At 60.0% G+C, this 24860-nt stretch carries 19 protein-coding genes; 13 read left to right on the top strand and 6 right to left on the bottom strand.

Annotation, left to right across the window (positions count from 1 at the left end):
• The first annotated feature begins 19 nt into the window (after positions 1 to 19).
• From VMV64_RS15405 to VMV64_RS15355, 11 genes are all read left to right on the top strand, one after another.
• On the top strand, positions 20 to 499 hold the full coding sequence (locus VMV64_RS15405; protein WP_325331902.1) for a type II secretion system protein N: 480 nt from the start codon (positions 20 to 22) through the stop codon (positions 497 to 499).
• A 38-nt stretch (positions 500 to 537) separates the two neighbouring features.
• Entirely contained in the window at positions 538 to 2688 is a 2151-nt protein-coding gene (gspD, locus tag VMV64_RS15400; protein ID WP_325331901.1) for a type II secretion system secretin GspD, read from the top strand.
• A 3-nt stretch (positions 2689 to 2691) separates the two neighbouring features.
• Positions 2692 to 4167, top strand: a complete 1476-nt coding sequence (gene gspE / locus VMV64_RS15395; protein WP_325331900.1) for a type II secretion system ATPase GspE — start codon at positions 2692 to 2694, stop codon at positions 4165 to 4167.
• An 8-nt stretch (positions 4168 to 4175) separates the two neighbouring features.
• Positions 4176 to 5381 (top strand): type II secretion system inner membrane protein GspF, encoded by a 1206-nt coding sequence (gspF, locus tag VMV64_RS15390; protein WP_325331899.1) that lies wholly within the window; start codon positions 4176 to 4178, stop codon positions 5379 to 5381.
• A gap of 297 nt (positions 5382 to 5678) precedes the next feature.
• On the top strand, positions 5679 to 7007 hold the full coding sequence (locus tag VMV64_RS15385) for an ice-binding family protein (RefSeq protein ID WP_325331898.1): 1329 nt from the start codon (positions 5679 to 5681) through the stop codon (positions 7005 to 7007).
• A 127-nt stretch (positions 7008 to 7134) separates the two neighbouring features.
• Positions 7135 to 8307: an outer membrane beta-barrel protein gene (locus VMV64_RS15380; RefSeq protein WP_325331897.1), complete on the top strand. Its 1173-nt coding sequence runs from the start codon at positions 7135 to 7137 to the stop codon at positions 8305 to 8307.
• A gap of 315 nt (positions 8308 to 8622) precedes the next feature.
• Complete coding sequence (locus VMV64_RS15375; RefSeq protein ID WP_325331896.1) at positions 8623 to 8937, top strand: BON domain-containing protein; 315 nt, start codon at positions 8623 to 8625, stop codon at positions 8935 to 8937.
• Positions 8938 to 9077: 140 nt separating this feature from the next.
• Complete coding sequence (locus VMV64_RS15370) at positions 9078 to 9491, top strand: BON domain-containing protein (protein WP_325331895.1); 414 nt, start codon at positions 9078 to 9080, stop codon at positions 9489 to 9491.
• A 45-nt stretch (positions 9492 to 9536) separates the two neighbouring features.
• Positions 9537 to 9824, top strand: coding sequence for a hypothetical protein (locus VMV64_RS15365; protein ID WP_325331894.1), 288 nt, complete (start codon positions 9537 to 9539; stop codon positions 9822 to 9824).
• 282 nt (positions 9825 to 10106) lie between these two features.
• Complete coding sequence (locus VMV64_RS15360; protein ID WP_325331893.1) at positions 10107 to 10505, top strand: PA2779 family protein; 399 nt, start codon at positions 10107 to 10109, stop codon at positions 10503 to 10505.
• Positions 10506 to 10559: 54 nt separating this feature from the next.
• Positions 10560 to 11468, top strand: a complete 909-nt coding sequence (locus VMV64_RS15355) for a PA2778 family cysteine peptidase (RefSeq protein ID WP_325331892.1) — start codon at positions 10560 to 10562, stop codon at positions 11466 to 11468.
• A gap of 24 nt (positions 11469 to 11492) precedes the next feature.
• Here VMV64_RS15355 and VMV64_RS15350 read toward each other — a convergent pair whose 3' ends face one another.
• From VMV64_RS15350 to trxA, 5 genes are all read right to left on the bottom strand, one after another.
• Complete coding sequence (locus tag VMV64_RS15350; protein WP_325331891.1) at positions 11493 to 13148, bottom strand: ArnT family glycosyltransferase; 1656 nt, start codon at positions 13146 to 13148, stop codon at positions 11493 to 11495.
• A 23-nt stretch (positions 13149 to 13171) separates the two neighbouring features.
• Positions 13172 to 14629, bottom strand: coding sequence for a M48 family metalloprotease (locus tag VMV64_RS15345; RefSeq protein ID WP_325331890.1), 1458 nt, complete (start codon positions 14627 to 14629; stop codon positions 13172 to 13174).
• A gap of 77 nt (positions 14630 to 14706) precedes the next feature.
• Positions 14707 to 14910: a 50S ribosomal protein L31 gene (rpmE, locus tag VMV64_RS15340; RefSeq protein ID WP_325331889.1), complete on the bottom strand. Its 204-nt coding sequence runs from the start codon at positions 14908 to 14910 to the stop codon at positions 14707 to 14709.
• Between the two features lie 99 nt (positions 14911 to 15009).
• Complete coding sequence (rho, locus tag VMV64_RS15335) at positions 15010 to 16266, bottom strand: transcription termination factor Rho (RefSeq protein WP_325331888.1); 1257 nt, start codon at positions 16264 to 16266, stop codon at positions 15010 to 15012.
• A 136-nt stretch (positions 16267 to 16402) separates the two neighbouring features.
• Positions 16403 to 16729, bottom strand: a complete 327-nt coding sequence (trxA, locus tag VMV64_RS15330; RefSeq protein ID WP_325331887.1) for a thioredoxin TrxA — start codon at positions 16727 to 16729, stop codon at positions 16403 to 16405.
• 270 nt (positions 16730 to 16999) lie between these two features.
• On the opposite strand from trxA, the gene VMV64_RS15325 reads away from it, so the two are divergent.
• Together VMV64_RS15325 and VMV64_RS15320 are read left to right on the top strand one after the other, a co-directional pair.
• Positions 17000 to 19852 carry a PD-(D/E)XK nuclease family protein gene (locus VMV64_RS15325; RefSeq protein WP_325331886.1) on the top strand — a complete coding sequence of 951 codons (2853 nt, stop codon included), beginning with the start codon at positions 17000 to 17002 and terminating at the stop codon, positions 19850 to 19852.
• A complete protein-coding gene (locus VMV64_RS15320) occupies positions 19839 to 23150 on the top strand; it encodes a UvrD-helicase domain-containing protein (RefSeq protein WP_325331885.1) in 3312 nt (1103 codons plus the stop codon). Before VMV64_RS15325 ends, VMV64_RS15320 begins: the two co-directional genes overlap by 14 nt.
• Before the next feature lie 104 nt (positions 23151 to 23254).
• Here VMV64_RS15320 and VMV64_RS15315 read toward each other — a convergent pair whose 3' ends face one another.
• Complete coding sequence (locus tag VMV64_RS15315; RefSeq protein WP_325331884.1) at positions 23255 to 24442, bottom strand: hypothetical protein; 1188 nt, start codon at positions 24440 to 24442, stop codon at positions 23255 to 23257.
• Positions 24443 to 24860: the final 418 nt, after the last annotated feature.

The raw sequence follows: 24860 nt of genomic DNA, 5'->3' as shown, positions 1-24860 counted from the left end.
GGTGCGCCAACAAAAAAAGATGCAGCGACTCTCATACGACAGATCAAATATTGCACAAACAGCTGCGATCGCGCTGGTGGCTGTTGCCGCGCTGGGTTTGCTTGCCCTGGTGGCTGCGTACTGGACTTGGGAATGGCTTGCGCCGCGTCCGGAATCGCGTGCGCCGGTTGCAGCAAATGTGGGTGGGCATGCGGCGTCCGCCAACGGGCTGTTTGGCAAGCTGGAGCGGGATCGAAACAGTGCGTCGCCGACGGGAATCGCGATCAGGCTGCTCGGCATCGTGGCAGCCACAGCAGGCCGGCGCGGTTACGCTGTCATGCGGCTCGAGCCGAGAGAGATTCTCGCGGTGCGTGAGGGGGAAGACATCGCTCCCGGTATCCGGCTCGCGGAAGTCGGTACCGATCACGTCATTCTGGAGCGGGGAGGGACTCGCGAAACACTGGCCTGGCCGGCGAAAAATACGTCCGCGGACTCCGCTGTGCCGCGAATTAATAAATAGAAGTCGCCGACATGACTCATGGCGCGTAAGGGGTTGAGATGAAGCATTGCTGGTTGCAAACTGGATTGCTGTGGATGGGTATGGTGATCCCGATCGGGCAGGCATGGCCTGCAGACGAGTCAGCGCGCCCCGCCATGACCGCATCTGTGGAAAAACCCCGGGGGGGTGGGGTTACCGCCAGCCCGGATGAAGTTATCCTGAATCTCGTCAATGCCGAGATTGAGGGTGTGGTGAAGGTGGTCAGCGAGATTACCGGAAAAAATTTCGTGCTCGACCCGCGGGTGAAGGGCACGATCAACATCGTCTCGACCAAACCAATGCGGCGATCCGTCGTATATGATGTATTTGTATCGGCGCTGCGTTTGCAGGGTTTTGCGGTGATCGAGGGTCGTGGCATCGTGAAAATCGTTCCCGAGGCCGACGCCAAACTGAATCCGAGTCCCACCTACGGCCCTTCGGAGCAGGCACGCGGCGCGGGAGACCGGATTCAGACCAGGATATTCACGCTACAGCACGAATCGGCGGCGCAGATGGTGCCGATCCTGCGCCCGCTGATCTCCCCCAACAACACCATCACCGCATACCAGAACAGCAACACGCTGGTGATCACCGACTACGCGAACGACCTTCAACGCATCGAAAAAATCATCGACTCGATCGACCTGCCGAACGTAAGCGATCCGGTCGTGATCCCTCTTCAGTATGCTTCGGCGGTCGATGTCGCTGCAACGGTCAGCCGCCTGTTTGAGGAAGCTTTGCATGCCCAAGGCGCAGCCGGGGCGGACCCGGCCCAGCGCTTCACTGTGATCGCGGATGCTCGCTCGAACAGCTTGCTGGCGCGCTCTGGCAACCCATCGCGCCTCACCCAGTTGCGCAAATTCGTGACGATGCTGGATACGCCAACCAACGCCGGCGGCAATATTCACGTCGTCTACTTGAAGAACGCCGAGGCAGTGAAGCTTGCCGAGACGCTGCGTGCAATCTATCAAGGTGACGCCAGCTCAACCGTCGCGCCGCGCACGGCCATTGCCGCGACTGCCGCGCTCGGCACCCCTGCACCGGCCCCGATGCAGGCCCCGGGCGCCCCGGCATCGCTCGGCGCAGGCCAGACCCAGGCTGTCCCGACCTCGCCCGGCATTATCCAGGCCGATGCGGCCACCAACTCGATCATTATTACCGCGCCTGACGCGATCTACAATAATTTGCGCGCAGCGCTGGACAAACTCGACGTGCGTCGCGCACAGGTGTATGTCGAAGCGCTGATTGCCGAGATCACCGCCGACAAGGCCGCGGAGTTCGGGGTTCAGTGGCAGGATTTGAGCGGCTTGGGCAAGACCAATACACAGGCTTTCGGCGGCACCAATTTCGGCACTTCCGGTCAGAACATCATCGGTATTTCCCAGAATCCGGCGTCGGCCTCGAGCGGGCTTAATATTGGCATCGTGAAGGGCCAAGTCACCATTCCCGGCATCGGCCAGATTTTGAACCTCGGTCTCCTGGTTCGCGCGCTGGAAACGGATGCCAATGCGAACATCCTGTCCACCCCGACGCTGTTGACGATGGACAACGAAGAAGCCGCGATCGTCATCGGCCAGAACGTCCCCTTCATTACCGGCCAGTATGCGATGTCGGGTGCAGCCACCACGCCCACCCCTTTTCAGACGATCGAGCGGCGTGATGTCGGCCTGACGCTGCGGATCAAGCCGCAAATCTCCGAAGGTGGTACGGTGCGTCTGCAGATCTATCAGGAGGTATCCAGCGTCCAGAACAACACCAACGCAGCCGGCGTGATCACCAACAAGCGCGCGGTATCATCGACGGTTCTTGTCGACGACGGGCAAATCGTGGTGATTGGCGGCTTGATCCAGGATGAGGTCAGCGACGGCGAGCAGAAGGTTCCGTTGCTCGGAGAAGTTCCGGTGTTGGGCGGACTGTTCCGCTACAAATCGCGCGCCCACCGCAAGACCAATCTGATGATTTTCCTGCGGCCGTCGCTGGTGCGTGACAGCCAGCGTGCAGATGTATTCAGCGGCGAACGCTACGATTACATCCTCGGCGAGCAACGCAAGGCCAGGCCCGCGCACGACGCAGTTCTGCCGGACATGGATTCACCTGTTTTGCCCCCGCGCCCGATACCGGTGCCGCCGCTGGCAATCGACGTGAAGCCGTCCCATGATGGTGGGGCATAACCGATGAACCGGGGCACCCTGAAGATTCCCTATGCATTTGCCAAGGCCAACGGCGTGCTCGTCACCGCCATGAGCGATGACCACGCCGAGGTGGCGGTGCGCAGCGACGCCCACCCGGGTGCGCTTGCCGAATTGCGCCGCACGCTAGGCGTGCCGCTACGCGCCCGCCGCATTGATGTCGGGGAATTCGAGGAGTTAGTCACTGCGTCCTACAACGGTGCCGATGCCGGCGCGGCCGCGCTGGCCGGCGATCTGGCGCAGGACCTGGATCTGTCGAGATTGCTGCAGGAAATCCCCGAGGTCGAGGACTTGCTCGAAAGTCAGGACGATGCGCCGGTTATCCGCCTGATCAATGCGCTGTTCACGCAAGCGTTGCGCGATGGCGCCTCGGACATCCATATCGAACCGTTCGAAACTCGCTCGGTAGTGCGGCTACGCATCGACGGCACGCTGCGCGACCTGATTGAACCAGCGCGCGCGCTCCATGCCGCCATCGTCTCGCGCATAAAGATCATGTCGCAGCTCGATATCGCGGAAAAACGCCTGCCGCAGGATGGCCGCATCACTCTGCGCGTGGCCGGCAAGCCGGTTGACGTGCGTGTCTCAACGATTCCAACCGGGCACGGTGAACGCGTGGTGCTGCGCTTGCTCGACAAGCAGGCCGGGCGGCTCGATCTAACCAAGCTGGGCATGGACGATGCCACGCTCGCGCACATTGATCGGCTGATCCTCGAGCCGCATGGCATCGTTCTGATCACCGGCCCGACCGGCTCGGGCAAGACCACCACCCTCTACGCCGCGCTCTCAAGGCTGGACGCGGGTGCGCTCAACATCATGACAGTCGAAGACCCGATCGAGTACGACCTCGACGGCATCAGCCAGACTCAGGTCAATTCCCGGATCGAGATGGGTTTCTCGCGCGCCTTGCGCACCATCCTGCGCCAGGACCCGGACGTGGTCATGATCGGTGAAATCCGCGATCTTGAGACCGCGCAAATTGCCGTTCAGGCCAGTCTCACCGGGCATCTGGTATTTGCCACCCTGCATACCAACGATGCAGTGAGCGCAGTCACCCGGCTGGTTGACATGGGCGTGGAGCCTTTTCTGCTTTCCTCCAGTTTGATCGGCGTGGGCGCGCAACGCCTGGTGCGCCGCCTGTGCCTGGAATGCCGCAAACCGTTTGCTGCCGATGCGGCACAACTTCGCGCCCTGGGCTTCACCCCGACCGACGGCACCCTCTATTCGGCGCAAGGTTGCCCCGCCTGCAATCGCACGGGTTACCGAGGCCGCACCGGCATTTACGAATTTCTGACGGTGGATGACGACTTGCGACGACTGGTCCATGACCGTGCCTCCGAGCAGGTGCTGCGGGCGCATGCGGTGTCGCGCGGCATGCGCTCCCTGCGCGATGACGGCATGCGCCTGGCCGCACAGGGCGTGATCAGCCTCGAAGAAGTTGTGCGCGTCACGCGCGAGTAACCTCCGTCATGGAAGCCTTCCAATATCAGGCGCTGAACGCCGCCGGCCGCACCACATCCGGCGTGGTGCAAGCCGATACAGCACGCCAGGCGCGCGCGCAGTTACGCGCGCAAGGCCTGCTGCCCTCGATGATCAAACAAGTGCATGCGCGGGAACGCGCACAGCAGGTGTGGGCACGGGGCATCGCGGCGACCGAGCTCAGCCTGGTGACGCGGCAGTTGGCCACCTTGCTCGACTCCGGCCTGACCCTGGAGCAGTCGCTCAACGCACTGATCGAAGAAGCTGCCGATCCGATGACACGTGAAGTCCTCACAGGTGTCAAAACCGAAGTCACATCCGGCCAGTCGTTTGCCGGGGCACTGGGTGCCTACGAAAAGAGTTTTCCGGATTTCTACCGGGCGCTGGTGCATGGCGGCGAGGAATCGGGCGCGCTGCCGACCGTGTTGCAGCATCTCGCCGATTATCTCGACGCCCGCCAGGCGCTGAAACAGAAAACCAGTCTCGCGCTGCTCTATCCCGTCCTGGTCACCATCGTCGCGATCATGATCGTCACCGGATTGCTGGTCTATGTCGTGCCGCAGGTCGTGCAAGTGTTTCAGCAGTCGCGGCAGAGCCTGCCGTTGCTGACACGCACGCTGATCGCATTGAGCGACTTTCTGCGCGCAACCTGGCCCTATCTTCTGGTCATCATCGGTAGCGGATTTGCCGCCGCGCGCATCGCATTACGCCGCGATGCGACCCGACGTCGCGTGCACAGCCTGCTGTTGCGCACGCCCTGGCTCGGGCCGCTTGTTCGCGGTTTCAATACCTCGCGCTTCGCCAGCACGCTCTCCATTCTGGTCGGCGGCGGCGTGCCGCTGCTTTCCGCGCTGGCTTCCGGTGCGCGGGTGATGACCAACATGGTGTTGCGCGAAGCGGTCGAGCATGCCATAGAGCGTGTGCGCGAAGGCGCGAGCCTGGCCCGTGCGCTGGGCGAAACACGCGCATTTCCACCGCTCCTGATCCACCTGGTCGCGAGCGGCGAGGTGAGCGGCAAGCTCGAGCAGATGCTCGATCGTGCAGCGCACCTGGAGACTCAGGCGCTGGAACGGCGCCTGACGGTCTTCCTCACTCTGCTCGAACCGGTGATGATACTGGTGATGGGTGGCATCGTGCTGCTGATCGTGCTCGCCATCTTGCTCCCTATCATAGAAATCAACCAGTTGGTGCATTGATCCGTATCGACTCGGGACTTTTCTTTAGCCAGAATGTTCCCATCCGGATCAGCCTCCAAAGCAAATATCCTTCCCTATGTGTGCTAGCGAACAGAGCGTCGCGGACCAACGTGGGATAAGACGACAAGTGTGAGGAATTACCGAAGTTCCGGTTGATCCGATTTTAATTGGAGCAGACCAAAACAGCGGCTCACATAGTCGAAAAACATGTCAACGACGGGTACTGGGCGTAGCACAGCAGGGTAAGGCGATTGCACCGATGGTTTTTATAGTTCAGATTAAATAAGGGGAAGAATAATGAACAGATTTGAAAGCGTTACTAAGCCACTGAAGTGGCTTATGGCATTGCTGTTGGTCGCTTTGGCGGCGGGTTGCGGTGGCGGTGGGGGCGGCGGGCAAGATCCGATCCTGGGCGCACCCGTCGGAGCCATCTCCGTCGCACCAGCGGGTGCGATCATCCCGGGTGCTGTATGCCCTGTAAACGGAGCCACAATACCCACGGTGACTGCGACAAATCCCACTGATGGTAACCTGGTGGCGACAACCAGCACTACGGGTGTTGCCAACAACGGCAAGTTGATCACTGCCACCTTTAGCCTGGCGATGAATTCCGCAACGATCAACACAACAACCTTTACGCTGGCACCAGTGGGCGGGGCTGTCCTCATCCCTGCATCGGTAAGTTATAACGCCACCACAAAGGTAGCGACCTTAACGACAGCATCAGCTCTCATAGCCGGCACTAAATATCTGGCGATCATCACCCAGGGTGCCACGAGCGCCACGGGCATTCCAATCGGCTGCAGCTATGCATGGAACTTTACGACAGCCATTGTCGCCGCTTCAGGGCCGGCACCGGTAAATCTCGGATTGGCCTCGTCGTTCGGGATCGCGGCTACTGCCGGGATAACCAACACCACCACTCTCCCTATTACCACAATCAACGGGGATGCGGTGCTGGATCCAAATACTACGTGTAATGCTGTGCAAATTGATGCTGCCGGAGGTTTTGGTCTTTGCGGAAGCAACGCCTCCACTCCAATAATCAACGGAACGGTAATCAGTCCCTTATATAATACAGGAGTCACCTCAACCGCTATCAAGAACGACTTGCTGGCGGCGTTTCTCAGCATCACGCCTCCGGCCGGGCCACCAGCCGCCGGTTCACTAGGAGGAGCCACCAATATACCGGCCGGCACTACTTTAGGAGAACCGACGGGGAGCGCGCTTGTGCAGGGAGACAATTATTTCGCTCCTGGTGTCTATCAATCTATCACGTCGATTTTGGTAACGGGTGATCTCACACTCGACGGCCAGGGTGACCCGAATGCTGCCTTCATCTTTCAGTCATCCAGTACGGTCGGCACAGCACCTAGTGCCCGTATTCTCCTGATCAACGGTGCCAAGGCTTCCAACGTATTCTGGCAGGCCGGTACTTCAGCAACACTTGGAACGGCTACTGTATGGCAGGGCAACATACTGGCCTCTGAAAGTATCACGATGAACACCGGCGCAACCTCGTGTGGCAGATTGTTGGCAGGGGCTTTTGCGGCTGGCGCGTTTGTCTTTGACTCTAACGTCGTTTCAGTGCCGGGCAATCCTAATGCCCCTGCTGGTTGCATCTAGGGCATGAGGCATTAAAACAAAGGCCGGCAGAGCCATTTCTGCCGACCTTTGTTGCTGGATCAAGACTAAAACAATCATCGTGACTTAATGACTTTGTTAGGCACGGCAAATCCTCTTGGAGAAAAACATGAAATTAACACGAGCTAACTTAGCCAAAGCCACAGGAACGCTGGGTTTGGCGGCCCTCGCCGTGATCGCCGGCCCATACGCAGTGGCGGATGAAGCTGGCTGGTACGTCGGGGCCAACGTGGGCCAGTCCAGAGCGACTATCGACGATGAGCGGATCTCCCGCAGCCTGCTGGGAAGTGGTTTTACCTCGACAACGATCGCCGATGACGAGCGAGACTTCGGCTACAAGCTATACGGCGGGTACCAGTTCAACAAGAACTTTGCCCTTGAAGGCGGTTATTTCGATTTGGGGCAGTTCAGTTACCTGGCGACAACGGTACCGACGGGAACGCTGAACGGCAATATCAAGCTTCGAGGCCTGAATCTTGACGCGGTTGGTATTCTGCCCATCACTGACAAGTTTTCGGCGTTTGGCCGGGTCGGATTGAACTACGCTGAAGCCAGAGACACCTTCACCGGAACCGGAGCGGTCAATGTGCTCGACCCCAACCCCAGCAAGCGCGATACCAACTACAAGTTCGGCCTGGGGCTACAGTACGCGCTCACTGACTCCCTTGCCGTGCGCGCCGAGGCGGAACGCTACCGGATCAACGATGCCGTCGGCAACAAAGGCGACGTCGATCTGGTCTCGGTCGGCCTGGTCTACAAGTTTGGCGGCAAATCGCCGGCCCCCGCACCGCGTGCGGCGGCATCCGAACCTGTTGCCGCCGCCCCCGCGCCCCAGCCGACGGTCGTGACGCCACCTCCGCCCCCGCCTGCGGCCACGAAACCTGCGCCGAGGAGGGTGACTTTCTCCGCGGATTCTCTTTTCGATTTCGACAAGTCGACCGTGAAGCCTGCGGGCCGACAGGATCTCGACAAGCTTGCCGCAGATCTGAGGGGCGCCGACTTTGACGTCGTCAAGGTAACGGGATACAGCGACCGGATCGGTTCACACGCCTACAACATGAAGCTTTCGACACGCCGCGCCGAAGCGGTCCAGACTTATCTGGTCGAATCCGCGGGGATCCCGGCCGGCAAGATCACGGCCAGGGGCGTGGACGGGGCCAATCCCGTGACGAAGCCCGGCGAATGCAAAGGCAAGAAAGCGACCAAGAAACTGATTGCCTGCCTGGGGCCTGATCGCCGCGTGGAAGTGGAAGTCATGGCTCAGAAGCCGGCTCAGAGGTAACCGCCACCTTCCCAAAATGTTCCGCAAGTAATAAAGGCCAACCCATTAATCTTGGGTTGGCCTTTTGTTTTTAGGAAGTGCTGATCAAGATCCGTTCGCACTGAACGTAGCCCGCAGCCGAAGCGCCAACTCAAGGGTTCATTGTCTTTCGATTCCGCCGGACTTATGTGCGACACCGTACAGACGGTGCCCGGTTGCAGGGCTAATCTGGCTTTGCTGGATTGACCGGAAGGCAAACGGGCATTCGCAGGGAGCCTTCTGATCGCAAGTAACTCTGAGCGTTTTTTTTTCGTATTACTTTGGGAGGATTTAATCATGAACCAACTTAGCAAGTATCTTTCCGCACTTTTCCTCGCCGTTGCGCTGGTGTCCGTCGTGGGTTGCGCGTCCACTTCGAAGCAGGAAGGGACCGGTGAGTATATCGACGATAGCGTCATCACCACCAAGGTCAAGGCTGCCATATTCAATGAGCCTTCCTTGAAATCCGCTGAAATAAATGTGGAGACTTTCAAAGGCGTGGTTCAATTGAGCGGTTTTGTGAGTTCCAGTGCCGCTGAAAACAAAGCCGTTGAGGTCGCACGCAGCGTCAAGGGCGTGAAGTCGGTCAAGAACGACATACGGGTTAAATAACAGCAGCAGATCGGCTTGCCGTCGGACGACCCTCCGGGCATCTGCTTCAGGGGGTCGTGTGACGTTCTTCGTTTGTGATCTGCCCATCGATTGCGGCTTTATTTTTAGGCGATATGAATGAGCTTGGAAAGGGAATCAAAATGAAAATTTCAGAGAATTTAAAATTAGTCGGTATTTCGATGCTGTTGGCGGTTGGGCTTGCCGCCTGCGACAGACCGGGGCCGGCAGAGACCGCAGGTAAAAAGATAGACCAGACGGCTGATCAAGCCGGCAAGAAAATAGGTGAAGCGGCCGATAAAGTCGGTGAAAAACTGGGCGAGCAAGGCGTGAAAGCCGGAGTGGCCATCGATGATGCCGAGATTACGGCCAAGGTCAAAGCCGCCATTTTTGCCGAGCCCGGTCTCAAGACGCTGCAAATCAGCGTGGATACCGTAAAAGGCGTGGTGACATTGAGCGGATCTGTCGATACGCAGCCGAGTAGCGATAGGGCCAAAGCACTGGCGGGTGCGGTGGCTGGCGTCAATGAGGTTGAAAACCGGCTGGTGGTAAAGTAAATTCAGATGAGGTTGAGTTGTCGCGGACCACTTAAGGAGTAGGCCATGGAAATTAAAGACGCATATAAACAAAAAATGGCGGCGCAACTGAAAGAATGGGGCGCCCAAATCGATTTATTGGAAGCCAAGGTGGAGAACGCGGGGGCTGACATGAAGGTCAAGCGTGCCGAGGCGCTTCATGAGTTGCGTGCCAAACAGCGTGCGGCGTCTGAAAAAATGCAGGAGCTGGAGAAGGCCGGTGGTGAAGCCTGGGAGCAGGTCAAAGAAACTGCTGACAAAATCTGGGAAGACCTGAAGACTGGCCTCGCTGACGCCCATTCCAAATTCAAGTGAAGTATTGGCAGGTGACGCTGCCTAGCAGCCTGTCGACCTTGAAGAATCGAGGCAAAATATGGACCGATCAGGCGGATTTGCAGCCGATTTCCTTGTCGAGTGCGTTGTTGATATTTTTCACATTGATGATAGGTTTTATTTTAGGTTGGTCCTTGCATAGTTACTTCTTGTATCGAAAATTCAATGGTGATCCGAAGGTTAATAAAGGGTAACCATCGGGTAAAACGGTTTTATGTACCATATTATTCAGCTTATTTGCCTGAAAATTTATTAGGAGAAATAATGATGAATTCACGTTTCATGCGCATGACCAGCCGCTTGTTGATCGCCAGCGTTTTAGGCCTTGGCCTGCCGCTCCAGTCGGCTCATGCCGGGCTGGTGGGAACGGACAAAGTGGCCGTATCCGCTCAGTCCCAATCCGAGCGCGAGCGTATTCGCGCTTTCCTTGACCGTGAAGACGTGCGCAAGGAATTGCAGACTCAGGGAGTCGACGTCAACACTGCCAAAGCGCGTGTGGATGCGCTGACCGACGAAGAGGTGCAGAAGGTTGCGGGCAAGCTGGACAAGATGCCCGCCGGTGGTGAAATTATCGGGATTCTGTTCACCATTTTCGTGATCCTGCTGGTGACGGACATTCTGGGCTTTACCAAAGTGTTTCCGTTTACGCGCTCGATCAAGTAAATTCGACCCATGTTGTTTCGAGTCTGCGTCCGCTTAATCGCGGGCGTTTTCTTTTTGATCTGGCTGGGCGGTTGCGCCACGCCGCAGACGCAGTCCCTGCTCAAGACGAGCGCCAGGCAGCTGCCGCAGCAGGTGGAGCTTAGCGAGGTGCCGTTCTACCCCCAGGAAACCCACCAGTGCGGCCCGGCGTCACTCGCCATGGCGCTTGGTGCAGGGGGGGGCGTCCAAGTGACCCCGCAGGACCTGACCCCGCAAGTGTACCTGCCGGGGCTCTCGGGCAGCCTGCAAGTCGAAATGCTGGCCGCCACGCGGCGCAATGGCCTGTTGGCCTATGAGCTGGCACCGAAGCTGGACGATTTGCTGACGGAAGTGGCTGACGGTTCGCCGGTGGTCGTGCTGCAAAACCTCGCGCTGAGCTGGTATCCGGTGTGGCATTACGCGGTGGTGGTGGGTTACGACCTCAAGCGCGAGGAAATTATCCTGCGCTCCGGTCTGGAGCGGCGGCAGGTGCTACCTTTAACGACTTTCGAGCATACTTGGGAGCGCGCCGGCTACTGGGCGATGCTTGCGCTGCCGCCGGGCAGGATGCCCCGCACCGCGACTGAAGCTGCATACGTTGCCTCGGCCGTGGCTCTGGAAAAAACTGCCCCGCCGAAAAGTGCTGAAGCCACCTATGAAGCCGCCCTCAAACGTTGGCCGCGTAACCTTTCCGCCCGCATCGGCCTGGGCAATGCGGCCTATGCCCAAGGCGACTGGAAGCGCGCCGAAAAAGCATACCTGCAGGCAACGCTGGATCATCCGAAGTCCGCCATTGCCTTCAACAACCTTGCCCAAACGTTAGCCGAGCAAAAGCGTTATCCCGAAGCGCTGGTTTTGGCAAATAAGGCCGTCCTCCTGGGCGGTCCGGAGCAGGACGCTGCCAGGAATACCCTGGATCAGATCAGAAATAAACTGCGGAAGTAAGAGCCTGTTCCGGTTGTCTAGGCTTCAGGACGGATTGCGCTGGAACAGCCAATAGCGCTCCGATTTGTCCCCAGGCCGATTCCCTTCCCAGATTTTGTTCCATTCCGGGCCGGGAGGCGCATCCGGGTTCCTGGCGCTGCCCTGCACCAGCAGCAGATCACACTCGATTCCCTTGTGAGTTTCCGTGCGTCGGGTAAGGATGCCGGCGTAGTATTCCAGCAGGGCGCGCTGCGGCTCGCCCAGTTTGTTGCTGGAAATGCAGGCGTGGCGAGCGGGCAAGGCTTGCTGCATGGAGGCGATCATGGAGCGGTAGCTCTTGCCGGCATCGAGCCAGGGCAGCCACACTGTCATCATGATCACCCACACCAGCGTGATGCCGGTAGCCGAGTTGAGCACGGCACGCGGATTGCGGGGCAGGGATCTTGCCCAGAAAATGATGAACAACCAGGCCAGGGTGGCCAGTAGCGCAATGGCAAAGTGCAGCGGTTCGAACGCCGGGATGTAACCCGGCTGCAATCTTTGCAAACGCTCTGCCTGGGAGGCGGGATACCCGGAGATCATGGCGAACCAGTAGAACCAGAACACGCCGGCGATAAAGCCGAAGGTCATGATGCTGAACCAGTTCAGCGCGCTGGCCGCGCCGCGGCGTATGGTGTTGACGCCTGGAGCGGCCAGCAGCGAGAGTGGCAGCAGCATCGGCAGGGCATAGAGCTCGCGTGCGTCGGAAGCCAGGCTGAGTACCCCCAGCATCACCAGGAAGGCGGTGAGCGCAAGCTGAACGCCGGCTTGCCTGAAGACGGTGCGCCGCCCCTGCCACAGCGTCCACAGCGCAATCGGCAGGGCTGGCCAGGCGAACCAGGGCAGGGTTTTTAAATAATACCAGTGATCGCTGCCGGGGCCGAGTTTGGCGAAGCCGAGGAACCGCCCCAGATTGTTGATCCAGAACCATTCCCGGAACAGTTCCGGCGAGCGCAGATACAGCAGAGTCGGCCAAATGGTCAGCCATGGCACAGCCGCGAAGAAGGCTGTTGCAAGGCACAGCAAGTAATCCCGGCTGCGCCAGTGGCGGAATGCGAGCGGCAACAGCAGGGCAGTCAGTCCAACGAGCCCGGGTGCGATCAGCCCCTTGGACATGAAGCCGATACCGGTTCCCGTGCCGAGCCAGAAACCTGCCAGTACGAATCTCCTGTGACTCAGAGCCAAGCCGTAGATGGCCATGGCGAAGCCGGCCAGCAATGCGGTGTCGGTGATCATTTCATGGCCACGGATCAGCAACCCCAGGCAACCAATCAGGATGAGCACAGCGAGGCGGCCATGGCCCTTGCCCCACAGTTCCCTGCCGGCCAACCCGGTGAGCAGCAGCGCGATCGCCATGAAAAAGCCGGTGGCCAGGCGCGCTGCGTCATGCAGAGGAAGCGCGAAGGAAAATATTTTTCCGAAAAGCGCCGCGGTGAGGTAATACAGCGGCGGCTTTTCCATGAAAGGCTCGCCACCCAGGGTCGGTACGATCCAGTCGCCGCTTTGGAGAATATGGTAAATCAGCCCGAAGCTGTAGGCTTCATCGGGTTTCCAGGGCTGATGGCCGATCAGGCCGGGCAGTATCCAGGCAAGGCAGAGGATGGCAAGCAGGAAGAAGGTTGAACGGTTGCTGGAGTTGGTCAAGTTTGTGGGTTGGCTCATGGTATCTCGGATTGGGCCGGCGGCTACTCGACCGTTTTAAGGTGCTGCCCTGCCTGCGGCTCACCGCTGGGGTAGGCGTGATTCATCAGGCGCAGGTAGCCCTCGGCATTCTTGCCGAGGGGGGACTGGCGCGCCAGGTTGGCGAAGGTTTCCCCTTTTTTGGCGGTGCGGGTGTGTATGCGTGTGGGCTTCGCCAGTTTGCGCTCGGCATCCTGCAAGGCGTGAAAACTGTCGATCGCGGACGATATTTCTGTTTGGTGGCGGTTATAGGCGGACGGGGTTTTTGCGGTGGCCACCAGGATGAAGGACTGATCCCGGAAAAATATCACGCCGACCTTGACCGGTTTGCCCTGGCGTATGCCGCTCATGATGGCGGCGGGCAGGCCGTTGATCGGGCCGGTTTCCAGCTCGTTGCCGGCATCCAGCCGGACACTGCGGCGCAGGAATTCTGTCGGCGTGTCGCGTGCGGGGCCGGCCAGTAGCAATTCGATTTGTCCGTCGTTTTCCGGGCTGAGGGCGATCACCTTGTCGGGGCTGTTTTTAACTTTCCAGTCGGGAGGGAAATTCAGCCCGAATCCCAGCCCTTCATGCAGGAACCGGCTGTCGCGGACAATGCCCTGGCTGGGACTGTCGCCGAAAATCAGTCCGTTGACTTGCGCCAGATAGGCGGCCTGGCGGCTGTCGGTTTGGGATTGCTGGACAAAACGGTTGGCCTCGCCGACCACTTCCTTGAGCCGGGTATCGTTGTCGGGGTGGGTCGCGAACAGACCGTGGTAGCGCCTCGGCTCGCGGCCTTCTCCGCGGGCGATTTCGGCATCGAACTGTTCCTGGTTCTTGAGGACGCCGACCACCTTCACCATCGCCTGCGGGTCGTAGCCGGTGCGCGCCAGGTATTCCGCACCGAGGCGGTCCGCTTCCAGTTCGTGGTCGCGCCCGTAACCTGAAAGCAATGCGTTGCCGAGCAGGTTGAGCAGATCCTGAGCGCCGCCGCGCAACTCCGGCACCAGGATGGAGCCCAGCGCCACGCCGATACTGGCGGCCATCGAGGCACTGTACTGCTGCACGCTGTGGCGCGCGGTGACGTGGCCGATTTCATGGCCCAGCACGGCAGCGAGCTCGGCTTCGGAGCTAAGGTAAGCCATGATGCCGCGGGTGATGTAGATATAGCCGCCGGGTAGGGCGAAGGCGTTGATTTCCGGGCTGTCGACTACGGTGAAGTGGTACTCCAGGTTGCCGCGGTGGCTTTTCTGCGCGAGGCGCTGACCGACTTCGTTGACATAACGCTGCAGGGCGGGGTTGTCGTAAACGCCATATTCCTGGCGGACTTCCTCGTCGCCCTTCTGGCCGGTGCGGACTTCGTCGCTTTCGGACATCATGACGAAATTCTGCCGTCCTGTAACCGGGTTGACGGCACAGTTGGCGAGCAGTCCCAGGCAGAGCAGACCGGCAAACAATCTGGAGGCGAAAGCGAGTCTCGTCATGACTTATTTTAGCTGACCCTGGATAAACAAAAAAGGCAGCTTGAGGCTGCCTTTATGTTGCTGCGTAGCGTCGAAGCTTACTTCATGCCGTATTTCTGGCGGAATTTCTCGACGCGGCCGGCGGTATCGATGGTCTTCTGCTTGCCAGTGTAGAACGGGTGACACATCGAGCAGACTTCAATGCCCAGCGCCTTGTTCATGGTGGAGCGGGTCTTGAACTTGGAGCCGCAGCTGCAAGTTACGTCGATTTCGTTGTAGTCGGGATGAATTTCCGGTTTCATGGCTTAAATCCTTGGAATCTGGCGGCTTTTTTTAGGGCCGAATTCTTAAAAAAGAGGGATTATCCTCTAAAAAATGGGCTTTATCAAGCCCGCGCATTGTTACCGGCGCATGGAATCGAAAAAGTCCGCGTTGTTTTTGGTTGCCTTGATCTTGTCGATCAGGAATTCCGTCGCTTCCAGATCATCCATCGGGTAGAGCAGTTTACGCAGCACCCAGATTTTTTGCAGGATATCGGGTTTGATCAGCAGCTCTTCCTTGCGGGTGCCGGAGCGGTTGACGTTGATCGCCGGATACAGGCGCTTCTCCGCCATCTTGCGATCCATGTGGATTTCCATGTTGCCGGTACCCTTGAATTCCTCGTAGATCACGTCGTCCATGCGCGAACCGGTATCCACCAGGGCGGTGGCGATGATGGTGAGCGAGCCACCTTCCTCGATGTTGCGCGCCGCGCCGAAGAAGCGCTTGGGGCGCTGCAGGGCGTTGGCGTCCACACCGCCGGTGAGCACCTTGCCGGAGGCCGGCACCACGGTGTTGTAGGCACGTGCCAGACGGGTGATCGAATCGAGCAGAATCACCACGTCCTTCTTGTGTTCCACCAGGCGCTTGGCTTTTTCCAGCACCATTTCGGCAACCTGGACGTGGCGCGTGGCGGGTTCGTCGAAGGTGGAGGAAACCACCTCGCCGCGCACCGAGCGCTGCATTTCCGTCACTTCTTCCGGTCGCTCGTCGATCAGCAGCACGATCAGATAGCACTCCGGGTGGTTGGCCGCGATGGAGTGGGCGATATGCTGCAGCATCACGGTCTTGCCGGATTTCGGCGAGGCCACCAGCAGGCCGCGCTGGCCCTTGCCGATCGGCGCGACCATGTCGATGACGCGACCGGTGATGTTCTCTTCCGCCTTGATATCGCGTTCCAGAATCATCGGCTGATTCGGGAACAGCGGCGTCAGGTTCTCGAACAGGATCTTGTGCTTGGAGTTCTCCGGCGGTTCGCCGTTGACATTGTCCACCTTGACCAGTGCGAAATAGCGCTCGCCCTCCTTGGGGGTGCGGATCTCACCCTCGATCGAATCGCCAGTGTGCAGGTTGAAGCGGCGAATCTGAGAGGGGCTGACATAAATGTCGTCTGGTCCGGCCAGATAGGAGGTGTCAGGAGAACGGAGGAAGCCGAAGCCATCAGGCAGCACTTCCAGCGTGCCTTCGCCGTAAATGCTTTCGCCTTTCTTGGCCTGATTCTTCAGTAGGGCAAAAATCAGATCCTGCTTGCGCAGGCGGCTGGCACCCTCGATTTCATTGGTGATGGCCATTTCCACCAGTTCGGTGACGGGGAGGTGTTTTAAATCGGATAAGCGCATGGCGGTAGGGTAGGATGAATCAGTAGAAAAGGTGGATCAAAGATAGAGCAAGGTGGATCTGGAGTTTCAGAGTGCGGCGGGAAGAAACTTGCGCCTGAGCCCGAGGAACGGGCAGTCAGACGCTAGGTTATCGGCTTTAGATATTGCTGTCAATGAATGCGGTCAGCTGCGATTTGGACAGGGCGCCGACTTTGGTGGCTTCGATGTTGCCATTCTTGAAAATCATCAGGGTAGGAATGCCGCGGATGCCGAATTTGGGCGGCGTGGCCTGGTTTTCGTCGATGTTGAGCTTGGCGACCTTGAGGCGTCCGGCGTATTCCTGCGCCACTTCGTCAAGCACCGGGGCGATCATCTTGCACGGGCCGCACCAGTCTGCCCAGTAGTCAACCAGCACGGGCAACGGGGATTGCAGGACTTCCTGCTCGAAGGTGTCGTCGGTGACGTAATGGATATGCTCGCTCATGAGGTTCTTGCTCCAGTTCAAAGAGAATCAACGGAAAAGAGGGTGAAACGCTGTGACAGTTTGACGATTGTGTTTGCTTTTTGTGTTGTGACAGACGTATTGCCAGTTTATGGGCTGGGTATGAAGTTATTTTTTGAACTTTATCCTAACCAAAAAAATCCGGCAAGGGGAATTGTTGGGTAATGCGTTGATTATGCCACCCGGTTTCGGGATAAAATCAGGTTGTTCCCCATTGTTCCCGGTATTCCCGGACACCTATCACTTCATTATATGCGGAAATTTCCGGTAGACACTGTTTCCGTCCCCAACCTGCTGCGCACCGCCGCGCGGGAAATCGTCGCGCTGGAGCGGGAGCGGCTGCCCAGGCTGACCGGCCTGGTGATTCTGCTGCCGAATTTTCATGCCGTCGATTTGATGGGCGAGGTGCTGTGCGAGGCGGCGGGCGCGCCCTCCCTGCTGCTGCCGCGCATGACCACCCTGACGGAATGGGCCGGAGAGGGGGCGCTCGGGCGTGAAATCCTCCCCGACAGCTGCCGTGCCGCCCTGCTTTACCAGGCCCTGCGCGAGCGGAAGTGGTTTGCCGATGCCGATTTGTGGCATGTCAGCCGGGAATTGCTCAGCCTGTTCGACGATATTGCCCGGCAGGGAACCGGCCTGCCGGACTCCTATCCCGAATTCGTCGCGCTGCTGGAACAAGCCTACCGCACCCGTGCCGGCGCGCCACTGCAGTTCGAGGCGCGCCTGGTGCACGAGCTGTGGTATGCCATGAGCCTCAGCGGCGATGGCCGCGTCGACAGCATCACCGCCTACCACCTGCGGCTGGCCAGTTTGTCCGGTGCCGCTATCTCACCCTTGTATGCCGTCGGCCTGTCCGGCCTGACGCCGATGGAGCAGGATTTTTTCCGTCGCTACGGGGAAAGTCAGCCGGTTCACCTGTTTGGCTGCGGCGGCGAGGCTTTGGCCGATGACTTGAGCCGGTTGGTGCAAGTCGCCTGGCAGTCGCCGGTAGCCGCGGAAGAAGCGGCGCCGCCCGGCCTGCGCGAACGTGCCGTCGAATTCCGTCAGCGCTGCCCGGAAAGCCCGCTGCAAGGCCGCCTCGAATTGCTCGAGGCGCACAGCCTGGAGCAGGAGGCGCAGGCGGTGGATAGCCAGATCCGCGAGTGGCTGCAGGCAGGCAAAAGCGCAATCGCGGTGATCGCCCAGGACCGGCTGGTCGCGCGCCGCGCCCGCGCCCTGCTGGAGCGCGGCCAGATCCTGGTCGCGGACGAAACCGGCTGGACCTTTTCCACCGTGGCCGCCAGCGCCGTGGTGATGCGCTGGCTCGACGCCATGGCCAGCCACTTTCATTATCTCGATCTGCTCGACCTGCTCAAATCCCCGCTGATCTTCGCCGACTGGGAGGGTGGGGCGCGCAAGCACGCCGTCTACGGCCTCGAGCAACTGGTACGCCGCCATAGCGTGATCTCCGGCTTGCATCACTACCGCAGCCTGGCGCAGCGTGAGGGCGCGGAAGACGTGCTCGAGCTGCTGGCCCGGCTGGAGCAGGCGCAGGCCCGCTTCGGCGCGCGCAAGCGTGGGCTGGCGGCATGGCTGGTCAGCCTGCTGGAAAGCCTGGAGATGCTGGGCCTGCATCGGGGTCTGGCGCAGGACTTAGCCGGAGAGCAGTTGCTGCGCCTGCTTGAGCGCCTGCAAAAAGAATTGGGCCAGGATCAGGGGCTGTTCTCCCTGAGCGAATGGCGGCGCTGGCTCGACAGCCAGCTCGAAGCCGCCACCTTCCGCGATACCGGCATCACCAGCCCGGTGGTGTTCACCCATCTCGGCGCCACGCGCCTGCGCCGCTTCGACGGCGTGATCGTGGCCGGCGGCGACGCCGCCCATTTTCCGGGAAGAGGAAAGGAAAGCGCCTTCTTCAACCAATCGGTGCGGGCGCAACTGGGGCTGCCGACCTTCGAGCAGGATCTGCGCCAGATGGAGCAGGACTTCACCGTGCTGCTGGCGGACTGCGGCACCCTGCTCATTACCTGGCAGGGGCGGAAGAACGCCGAACCCAATCTGGCGAGCCCGTGGGTCGAGCGGCTGGAAGCCTTTCACGAGCTGGCCTATGGCGAAAAATTGCCGCGCCGGGCGGCTGCGGACGTGGAATGGTCAGCGCAGGGCATACTCCTTCCCCCTTCTAGGGGGAAGGCTGGGATGGGGGTGACGGTGGTTGATTCACAATCCACATCCCCAGCACCGCTTCCAACCCCCACCCTAACCCTCCCCCTGCTAGGGGGAGGGAATGCTTTTGCGGCATCCAGCCCCTCGCTGCCGCCGGAACTGGTGCCGACCAGCCTCTCCGCCAGCGGCTACAACAGCCTGATGGCCTGCCCCTACCAGTTTTACGCCCGCCACGCCCTGCATCTGAACGAGCTGGATGAAGTGCAGCAGGCGCTGGAAAAAAAGGATTACGGCGAGCACGTGCACGCCATCCTGCACCATTTCCACCAGCGTTATCCCGCCATCAGCGGCTGCGACCGGGCCGAGATGGAACAGGCGCTCTCCGACATCAGCCGGGAAGAATTCCGCCAGGCGCTGGAGGCGGATTACCTCGCCCGCGCCTGGGCACTGCGTTGGGAGGTGCGCATCCCGGCTTATCTCGACTGGCAGGCGGAGCGCGAGCGGGAAGGCTGGCGCTGGCACGACGGCGAGCTGTGGCGCACGCTGGAACTGGCGCTGGACGGGGGGCGCAGCCTGACCCTGAAGGGCCGGATCGACCGCGTCGACACCCGCTCGGACGATGGGGAAGCCGCCTACGCCGTGCTGGATTACAAGACCCAGAGCCGCATCGGTCTGCAAAAAAAGCTGGAAACGCCGGGCGAGGACGTGCAGCTGCCGGTGTATGCCTTGCTCCTGGAAGAGTCGGTGGTCGAGGCGGCATTCGTGCCGGTGGACGAGGATGGCAGCACCAGGCTGGTGGCGCAGGAAGACATTTATGCGCTGAGCCAAGCCACCGGGCAGCGCCTGCGCGAGCTGTTCAACGCACTCTACCGGGGCGCGGCGCTGCCCGCCCAAGGCAGCGACCAGGCGTGCACCTGGTGCGAGATGAGCGGCCTGTGCCGCAAGGATTATCATGACGGGCAATGAGATCAACCGCGCCGCGCTGAATCCAGCTTCTTCGGCGGTGGTCGAAGCCTGTGCCGGCAGCGGCAAGACCTGGCTGCTGGTGTCGCGCATCGTGCGCCTGCTGCTGGCCGGGGCGGCGCCGTCCGAAATCCTGGCGATCACCTTCACCCGCAAGGCGGCGCAGGAAATGGCGGCCCGCCTGCGCGACTGGCTGCGCCTGCTGGCCTTGGCGCCGGACGAGGAAGTGCGAGATTTTCTACGTGAAAGAGCTGTTCCGGAGCACGAAATCGAGTCCCTGCTGCCCCGCGCCCGCAGCCTGTTCGAAATCTTCCTTTCCGCCCAGCCCGGGATCACCATCAACACCTTCCACGGCTGGTTTCTGCAACTGCTCCAGCGCGCCCCGCTGGAGAGCGGTGCGGGCGGCGACTGGGGGCTGCTCGACCAGACCTCCGCGCTGCTGGAGGAAGCCTGGCAGCTGTTCGCCGAAGAGCTGCAATCCGAACCCGGCTCGGAAGCTGCCCAAGCGCTGGATTTCCTTTTCGCCGAGCACGGCCTGCACAATACCCGTAGCCTGCTGCTCGATTTTGTCGCCAAGCGCGCGGAATGGTGGGCCTATACCCAAGGGGCGGAGGATGCGGCAGCCTTTGCCACCAATGCCGTGCGCCGCGATCTGGCGGTGGAGCCGGAGCGGGATGTGCTCGCCGAGCTGTTTGCCGATAGCGGCCTGATCCTGGATTTGCAGTCCTTTATGGGGCTGCTGGAAATCAACACGGATACGGACAAGGCGCTTGCCGTCGGGCTTGCACGAGTTCTTGCGGATGTTGGCGGGCAGGGGTTTGCCCTATGCTTCGAGTCGATCTGTGCCGTTTTCTTCACCCTGAAAGGCGACCCGCGCAAGCGCAAGACAAGCAAGGATCAGGCGAAGCGCCTTACTGCGGAAGGCGAAGCGCGCCTGCTCGAACTGCATGGGTGCCTGAGCGAGCGCCTTGCGGCGGTGCGGGATGCTCTCGCCGCGCAGGCCGCTTACCGCTTCAATCGCGCCGGCCTGCGCTGCGGCGCGGGGCTGCTTGCCGCCTACCAGCGCCTCAAGGAAGAGCGGCGGGCAGTGGATTTCACCGACGTGGAATGGCGCGTCCACCAGCTGCTCAACCGCTCCGACCATGCCGAATACATGCAGTACAAGCTCGACTGCCGCTACCGCCATATCCTGCTCGACGAATTCCAGGACACCAACCCGCTGCAATGGCAGATCATGCGCTCCTGGCTCGATGCCTCGACCGGCGCGGGCAGCGCGCCGACGGTGTTTCTGGTGGGCGACCCGAAGCAGGCGATCTACCGCTTCCGCCGCGCCGATGCGCGTCTGTTCGGCATCGCCGCCGATTTTCTGGAGCAAGGCTACGGTGCGGCCAGGCTGCAGCAGAACGTTTCCCGCCGCAGCGCGCCGCCGGTGCTGGAGGCGGTGAACCGCCTGTTCGGGCAGGAGGCGGAATTTACCGGGTTCGAGCTGCACCAAGCCCATCACGCCGAGATCCCAGGTCGGGTGGAAGTGCTGCCCCTGGCCCAAGACGATCAAGACCAACCTGCCGAGGCCCAGCCGTCCGTCCTGGTCTTGCGCGATCCCCTGACCGAGCCGGTGGAGGAAGAGGAAGACCAGCGCGTCGAGCGGGAAGCCCAGCAGCTGGCGGAAAAAATCGGCGACATGGTCGGCACATGGCAGATCGCCACGGAGAATGGCGAGGGCAGGCCGGCGGAATTCCGCGACATCCTGCTGCTGAAACGCAGCCGCACCCGGCTGGAAATCTACGAGCGCGCCCTGCGCGCGGCCCGCATCCCCTACGTCAGCTCGCGTCAGGGCGGGCTGCTCGACACCCTGGAATGCGCCGATCTGACCGCCTTGCTGACTTTCCTCATCACCCCCTTCGCCGACCTGTGCCTGGCCCAGGCGCTGCGCTCGCCCCTGTTCGGCTGTGCCGACGACGACCTGATGGCGCTGGCGCGCGAATCCGACGGCTCCTGGTGGGCTCGCCTGCACGCCGTGGCTGGGCGGGAGGCATCCAGCCCGGCGCTGCGCCGCGCCTTGGGCCTGCTGCAAGGCTGGCTCGCGCTGACCGACACCCTGCCGGTTCACGACCTGCTCGACCGCATCTATTTCGAGGGCGACTTGCTACCACGCTACGTCGCCGCCGTGCCGGAAGCGATGCGCGGCGCGGTGCAGGCCAACCTGCACGCCTTCATGGAACTGGCGCTGAACGTGGACAGCGGCCGCTATCCCAGCCTGCCCAAATTCATCAACGAACTGCAGCAGCTGCGCCGTGCGGCAGCGCAAGAGGCCCCGGACGAAGGCATCGTCGGCGATGCCGGCAACGCCGTGCGCATCCTCACCATCCACGGTTCCAAGGGGCTGGAATCGCCCATCGTCTGGCTGCTCGACGCCCATGCCTCGCCCCGCAACGAGCGCGGCTACCGGGCCGTGCTGGACTGGCCGCCGGAAAGCCCGCGCCCGCAGCATTTCTTCCTTTACGCCGGCAAGCGCGAGCGCGCCGCGCAGTGGCAGCCGGTGTTCGATGCGGAGGCCCAGCTGGAGCGGCGCGAAGACCTGAACCTGCTGTATGTCGCGATGACCCGCGCCCGTCAGGCGCTGATCGTCAGCGGCAGCGAAGGAATGCGCAAGTCCGAGGAAAGCTGGCATGGAAAAATCCGCAACGCCGTCGCTGGCGAAAATGCCGGGGAAACCTGCGAACTCGGCCAGATGCCGCAGCTGCCTGCAGGCGCAGTGCAACCGGAAGCGGCGCCTTCCCCCGTCTGCCATAATCATTCAGCGGCGGCCATTCCCACCGGCAAACGCACCAGCCAGCGCCAGACCGAGGCACAGCGCCATGGCATCCGTCTCCATGCGCTGCTGGAATGGATCGCCCCGCCCGCGCCGGTGCTCGACCGGGCGTGGCTGCAAGACAGGCTGGAAGTGGACGATACCGAGTTCGATGCGCTCTGGCAGGATGCCCTGCACCTCACCCAAGCCCCCCATTTGCAGCGCTTCTTCGATCCCGCACGCTATGTGAACGCCTGGAAGGAAGTGCCCTACCGCACTGCTGCGGGGGAGAGTCGGCGTCTCGACCGGTTGGTTGAGTTCGAGGATGACGTCTGGATACTGGATTTCAAGGCCGCAGAACGGGCGGAAGAGGGGGATTTGGCGGCTAGCTCCGCGCCTTATCTGGGGCAGATGAGGGAGTATCGGATGGCTATGGAGGGGGTGTTTGCACCTAAGGTGGTGCGGGCGGTGTTGGTGTTTGGGAATGGGTTGGTGTTTGAAATCGATTAGCCAGATCTGAGCCAACGTTTGAATTCACGGGCCTGCGCGGCTTTTTGCGCAGGTCCGGTGGAATGATGGGTTGGGCGCCTGATGTGCACAGAGACTATTTTCCGCTACCAATCCATGTTTGCGGCTTGGTCGAACCGCCCCGTGAGGTGATCTACAAAATCGGTCATATCTTCAATTGATGTCATCGCTTGGGCGTATGTGCCATCTGCAACCATGGTAAGGATTAGCGGCAAGCCACTTTTCTGTATGTAGAATTCGGCGGCTTGACGTGGGCCAGACCACAAGTGTGCAATAAACTCTTCGATAACCGCGAGAGCTTGATCGTCTTCGAATGAAAGTTCGCTGCCGAGCACAAATTTTCGACTACCGGCCAGATGTGGCAGTAAGACAGGAACTGCACCTGCACCCGAATGGAACTTGAAGGCCTCGCCTTGTTTACCGAACGCGCCATGCGCAACGAAGTTTCGAAGCTGCTTACGTATCACCACAAGTTTGTCGAATAGGTTCTTCGTAGTCGGTTCCGTAACGTCAAGTGCGCGCTTGAACTTGGCCTGCCAATCAGCCTCAGCCAACTCAGTAACTTCATTGCCGGTTTTAACTTTCCCATTCAGGATTGCGATGTGGATGAAGACATGCTCGGTCCAACTATAGAAGGCCTCAATTGCTGCGAGCGCTAACCAGCGTGATTCAGTTCTTAGCTTCCTTGCAGGCATATGCACACTAGTCGAAGAGCCGCCGTCAAAGTTGCGCGTCTCGACGTGGCGCTCGTCCTTTCGATCTACTGCTTCTCTAGCCTTTATCCGATACGTCTCTAGGTGGTAGGTGAAGCGATCAAAGAGCGGTTCGCTTTTATTAAGAACATTGACTGCTGAATTCTGGACGGCTTGGCCGGCCAGCCATTCGAAGAACGGCTGCGCAGCTTTCACCCCTTTTTGAATGCGGATGACAATCTGGCGGGCGACATCTTCTTCTGCACTAGCGTCGTGTGCGAAAATCCCGAGCCCCATCTTGCGATGCTCGATCAGATAAGCCTTCCCATTGAAGTCGATCGGTACGGACCACGAGATCTTCTCGAATTGGCCCAGATTCTTGAATCCAAGGAGGTCAACCAGCAGAAAGTAAACGAGGTAGTAAGCGGGGAGCTCGTTGCTTGCCTTAGTTCTTTGCGCAGTGAACAAAAACTTTGGGTCGGCGAGTGTTTCCGGACCTGTTGGACGAATTTCCCCAATCGCACGAAGGGCAGCCTTTCGAATGTGTTCAAATTCAGGAGGAAGAACGAGCTTCTTACTCATTTTTTTGGTATGTCAGAGGCAGCCATGTCATGGCTCAGTTGTAAGGCGTCCAACGTAAAGTAGACATCATATTTGACGCTAATAAGGCATGAATCAAAGGGGCTAGGCACGATCATATTTTGTGTTGGCATGTTAGAGCTCAGAAGTGCATTTTATGACAATGTGGTCACTATAGGGATTTGTCTGATTGGTTACAAGCGATGCTGGGTTTTGTGTGCGCTACGCGCAGATATTTAGATGCCGGGGGCTGCCCGGCAGCAGGTTACTTTATTTTGCGTTGCCCAAAATACAAGTAACCAAACAAAAGGGCAGTGCGCCAGCACAAACTGGCAAGTGATAGTTGGTGAAAGTCCAACACAAGAAAGGAGTAGCGAACCGTCTTGACCCCGAGTCATGCGTTGCGCATCGCGAGGTGCGT

Origin of the sequence: Sulfuricella sp. (genome assembly GCF_035531155.1) — a bacterium.
In the GTDB taxonomy this organism is placed as follows: domain Bacteria; phylum Pseudomonadota; class Gammaproteobacteria; order Burkholderiales; family Sulfuricellaceae; genus Sulfuricella.
Note: the sequence above shows the minus strand (reverse complement) of the source record. Positions and strands in the feature narration are given on the sequence as shown.

Bases quoted from the DNA above. Each gene is read 5' to 3' on its own strand.
- VMV64_RS15405 (WP_325331902.1), top strand. From the start codon at position 20: ATGCAGCGACTCTCATACGACAGATCAAATATTGCACAAACAGCTGCG.
- gspD (WP_325331901.1), top strand. From the start codon at position 538: ATGAAGCATTGCTGGTTGCAAACTGGATTGCTGTGGATGGGTATGGTG.
- gspE (WP_325331900.1), top strand. From the start codon at position 2,692: ATGAACCGGGGCACCCTGAAGATTCCCTATGCATTTGCCAAGGCCAAC.
- gspF (WP_325331899.1), top strand. From the start codon at position 4,176: ATGGAAGCCTTCCAATATCAGGCGCTGAACGCCGCCGGCCGCACCACA.
- VMV64_RS15385 (WP_325331898.1), top strand. From the start codon at position 5,679: ATGAACAGATTTGAAAGCGTTACTAAGCCACTGAAGTGGCTTATGGCA.
- VMV64_RS15380 (WP_325331897.1), top strand. From the start codon at position 7,135: ATGAAATTAACACGAGCTAACTTAGCCAAAGCCACAGGAACGCTGGGT.
- VMV64_RS15375 (WP_325331896.1), top strand. From the start codon at position 8,623: ATGAACCAACTTAGCAAGTATCTTTCCGCACTTTTCCTCGCCGTTGCG.
- VMV64_RS15370 (WP_325331895.1), top strand. From the start codon at position 9,078: ATGAAAATTTCAGAGAATTTAAAATTAGTCGGTATTTCGATGCTGTTG.
- VMV64_RS15365 (WP_325331894.1), top strand. From the start codon at position 9,537: ATGGAAATTAAAGACGCATATAAACAAAAAATGGCGGCGCAACTGAAA.
- VMV64_RS15360 (WP_325331893.1), top strand. From the start codon at position 10,107: ATGATGAATTCACGTTTCATGCGCATGACCAGCCGCTTGTTGATCGCC.
- VMV64_RS15350 (WP_325331891.1), bottom strand. From the start codon at position 13,148: ATGAGCCAACCCACAAACTTGACCAACTCCAGCAACCGTTCAACCTTC.
- VMV64_RS15345 (WP_325331890.1), bottom strand. From the start codon at position 14,629: ATGACGAGACTCGCTTTCGCCTCCAGATTGTTTGCCGGTCTGCTCTGC.
- rpmE (WP_325331889.1), bottom strand. From the start codon at position 14,910: ATGAAACCGGAAATTCATCCCGACTACAACGAAATCGACGTAACTTGC.
- rho (WP_325331888.1), bottom strand. From the start codon at position 16,266: ATGCGCTTATCCGATTTAAAACACCTCCCCGTCACCGAACTGGTGGAA.
- trxA (WP_325331887.1), bottom strand. From the start codon at position 16,729: ATGAGCGAGCATATCCATTACGTCACCGACGACACCTTCGAGCAGGAA.
- VMV64_RS15325 (WP_325331886.1), top strand. From the start codon at position 17,000: ATGCGGAAATTTCCGGTAGACACTGTTTCCGTCCCCAACCTGCTGCGC.
- VMV64_RS15320 (WP_325331885.1), top strand. From the start codon at position 19,839: ATGACGGGCAATGAGATCAACCGCGCCGCGCTGAATCCAGCTTCTTCG.
- VMV64_RS15315 (WP_325331884.1), bottom strand. From the start codon at position 24,442: ATGAGTAAGAAGCTCGTTCTTCCTCCTGAATTTGAACACATTCGAAAG.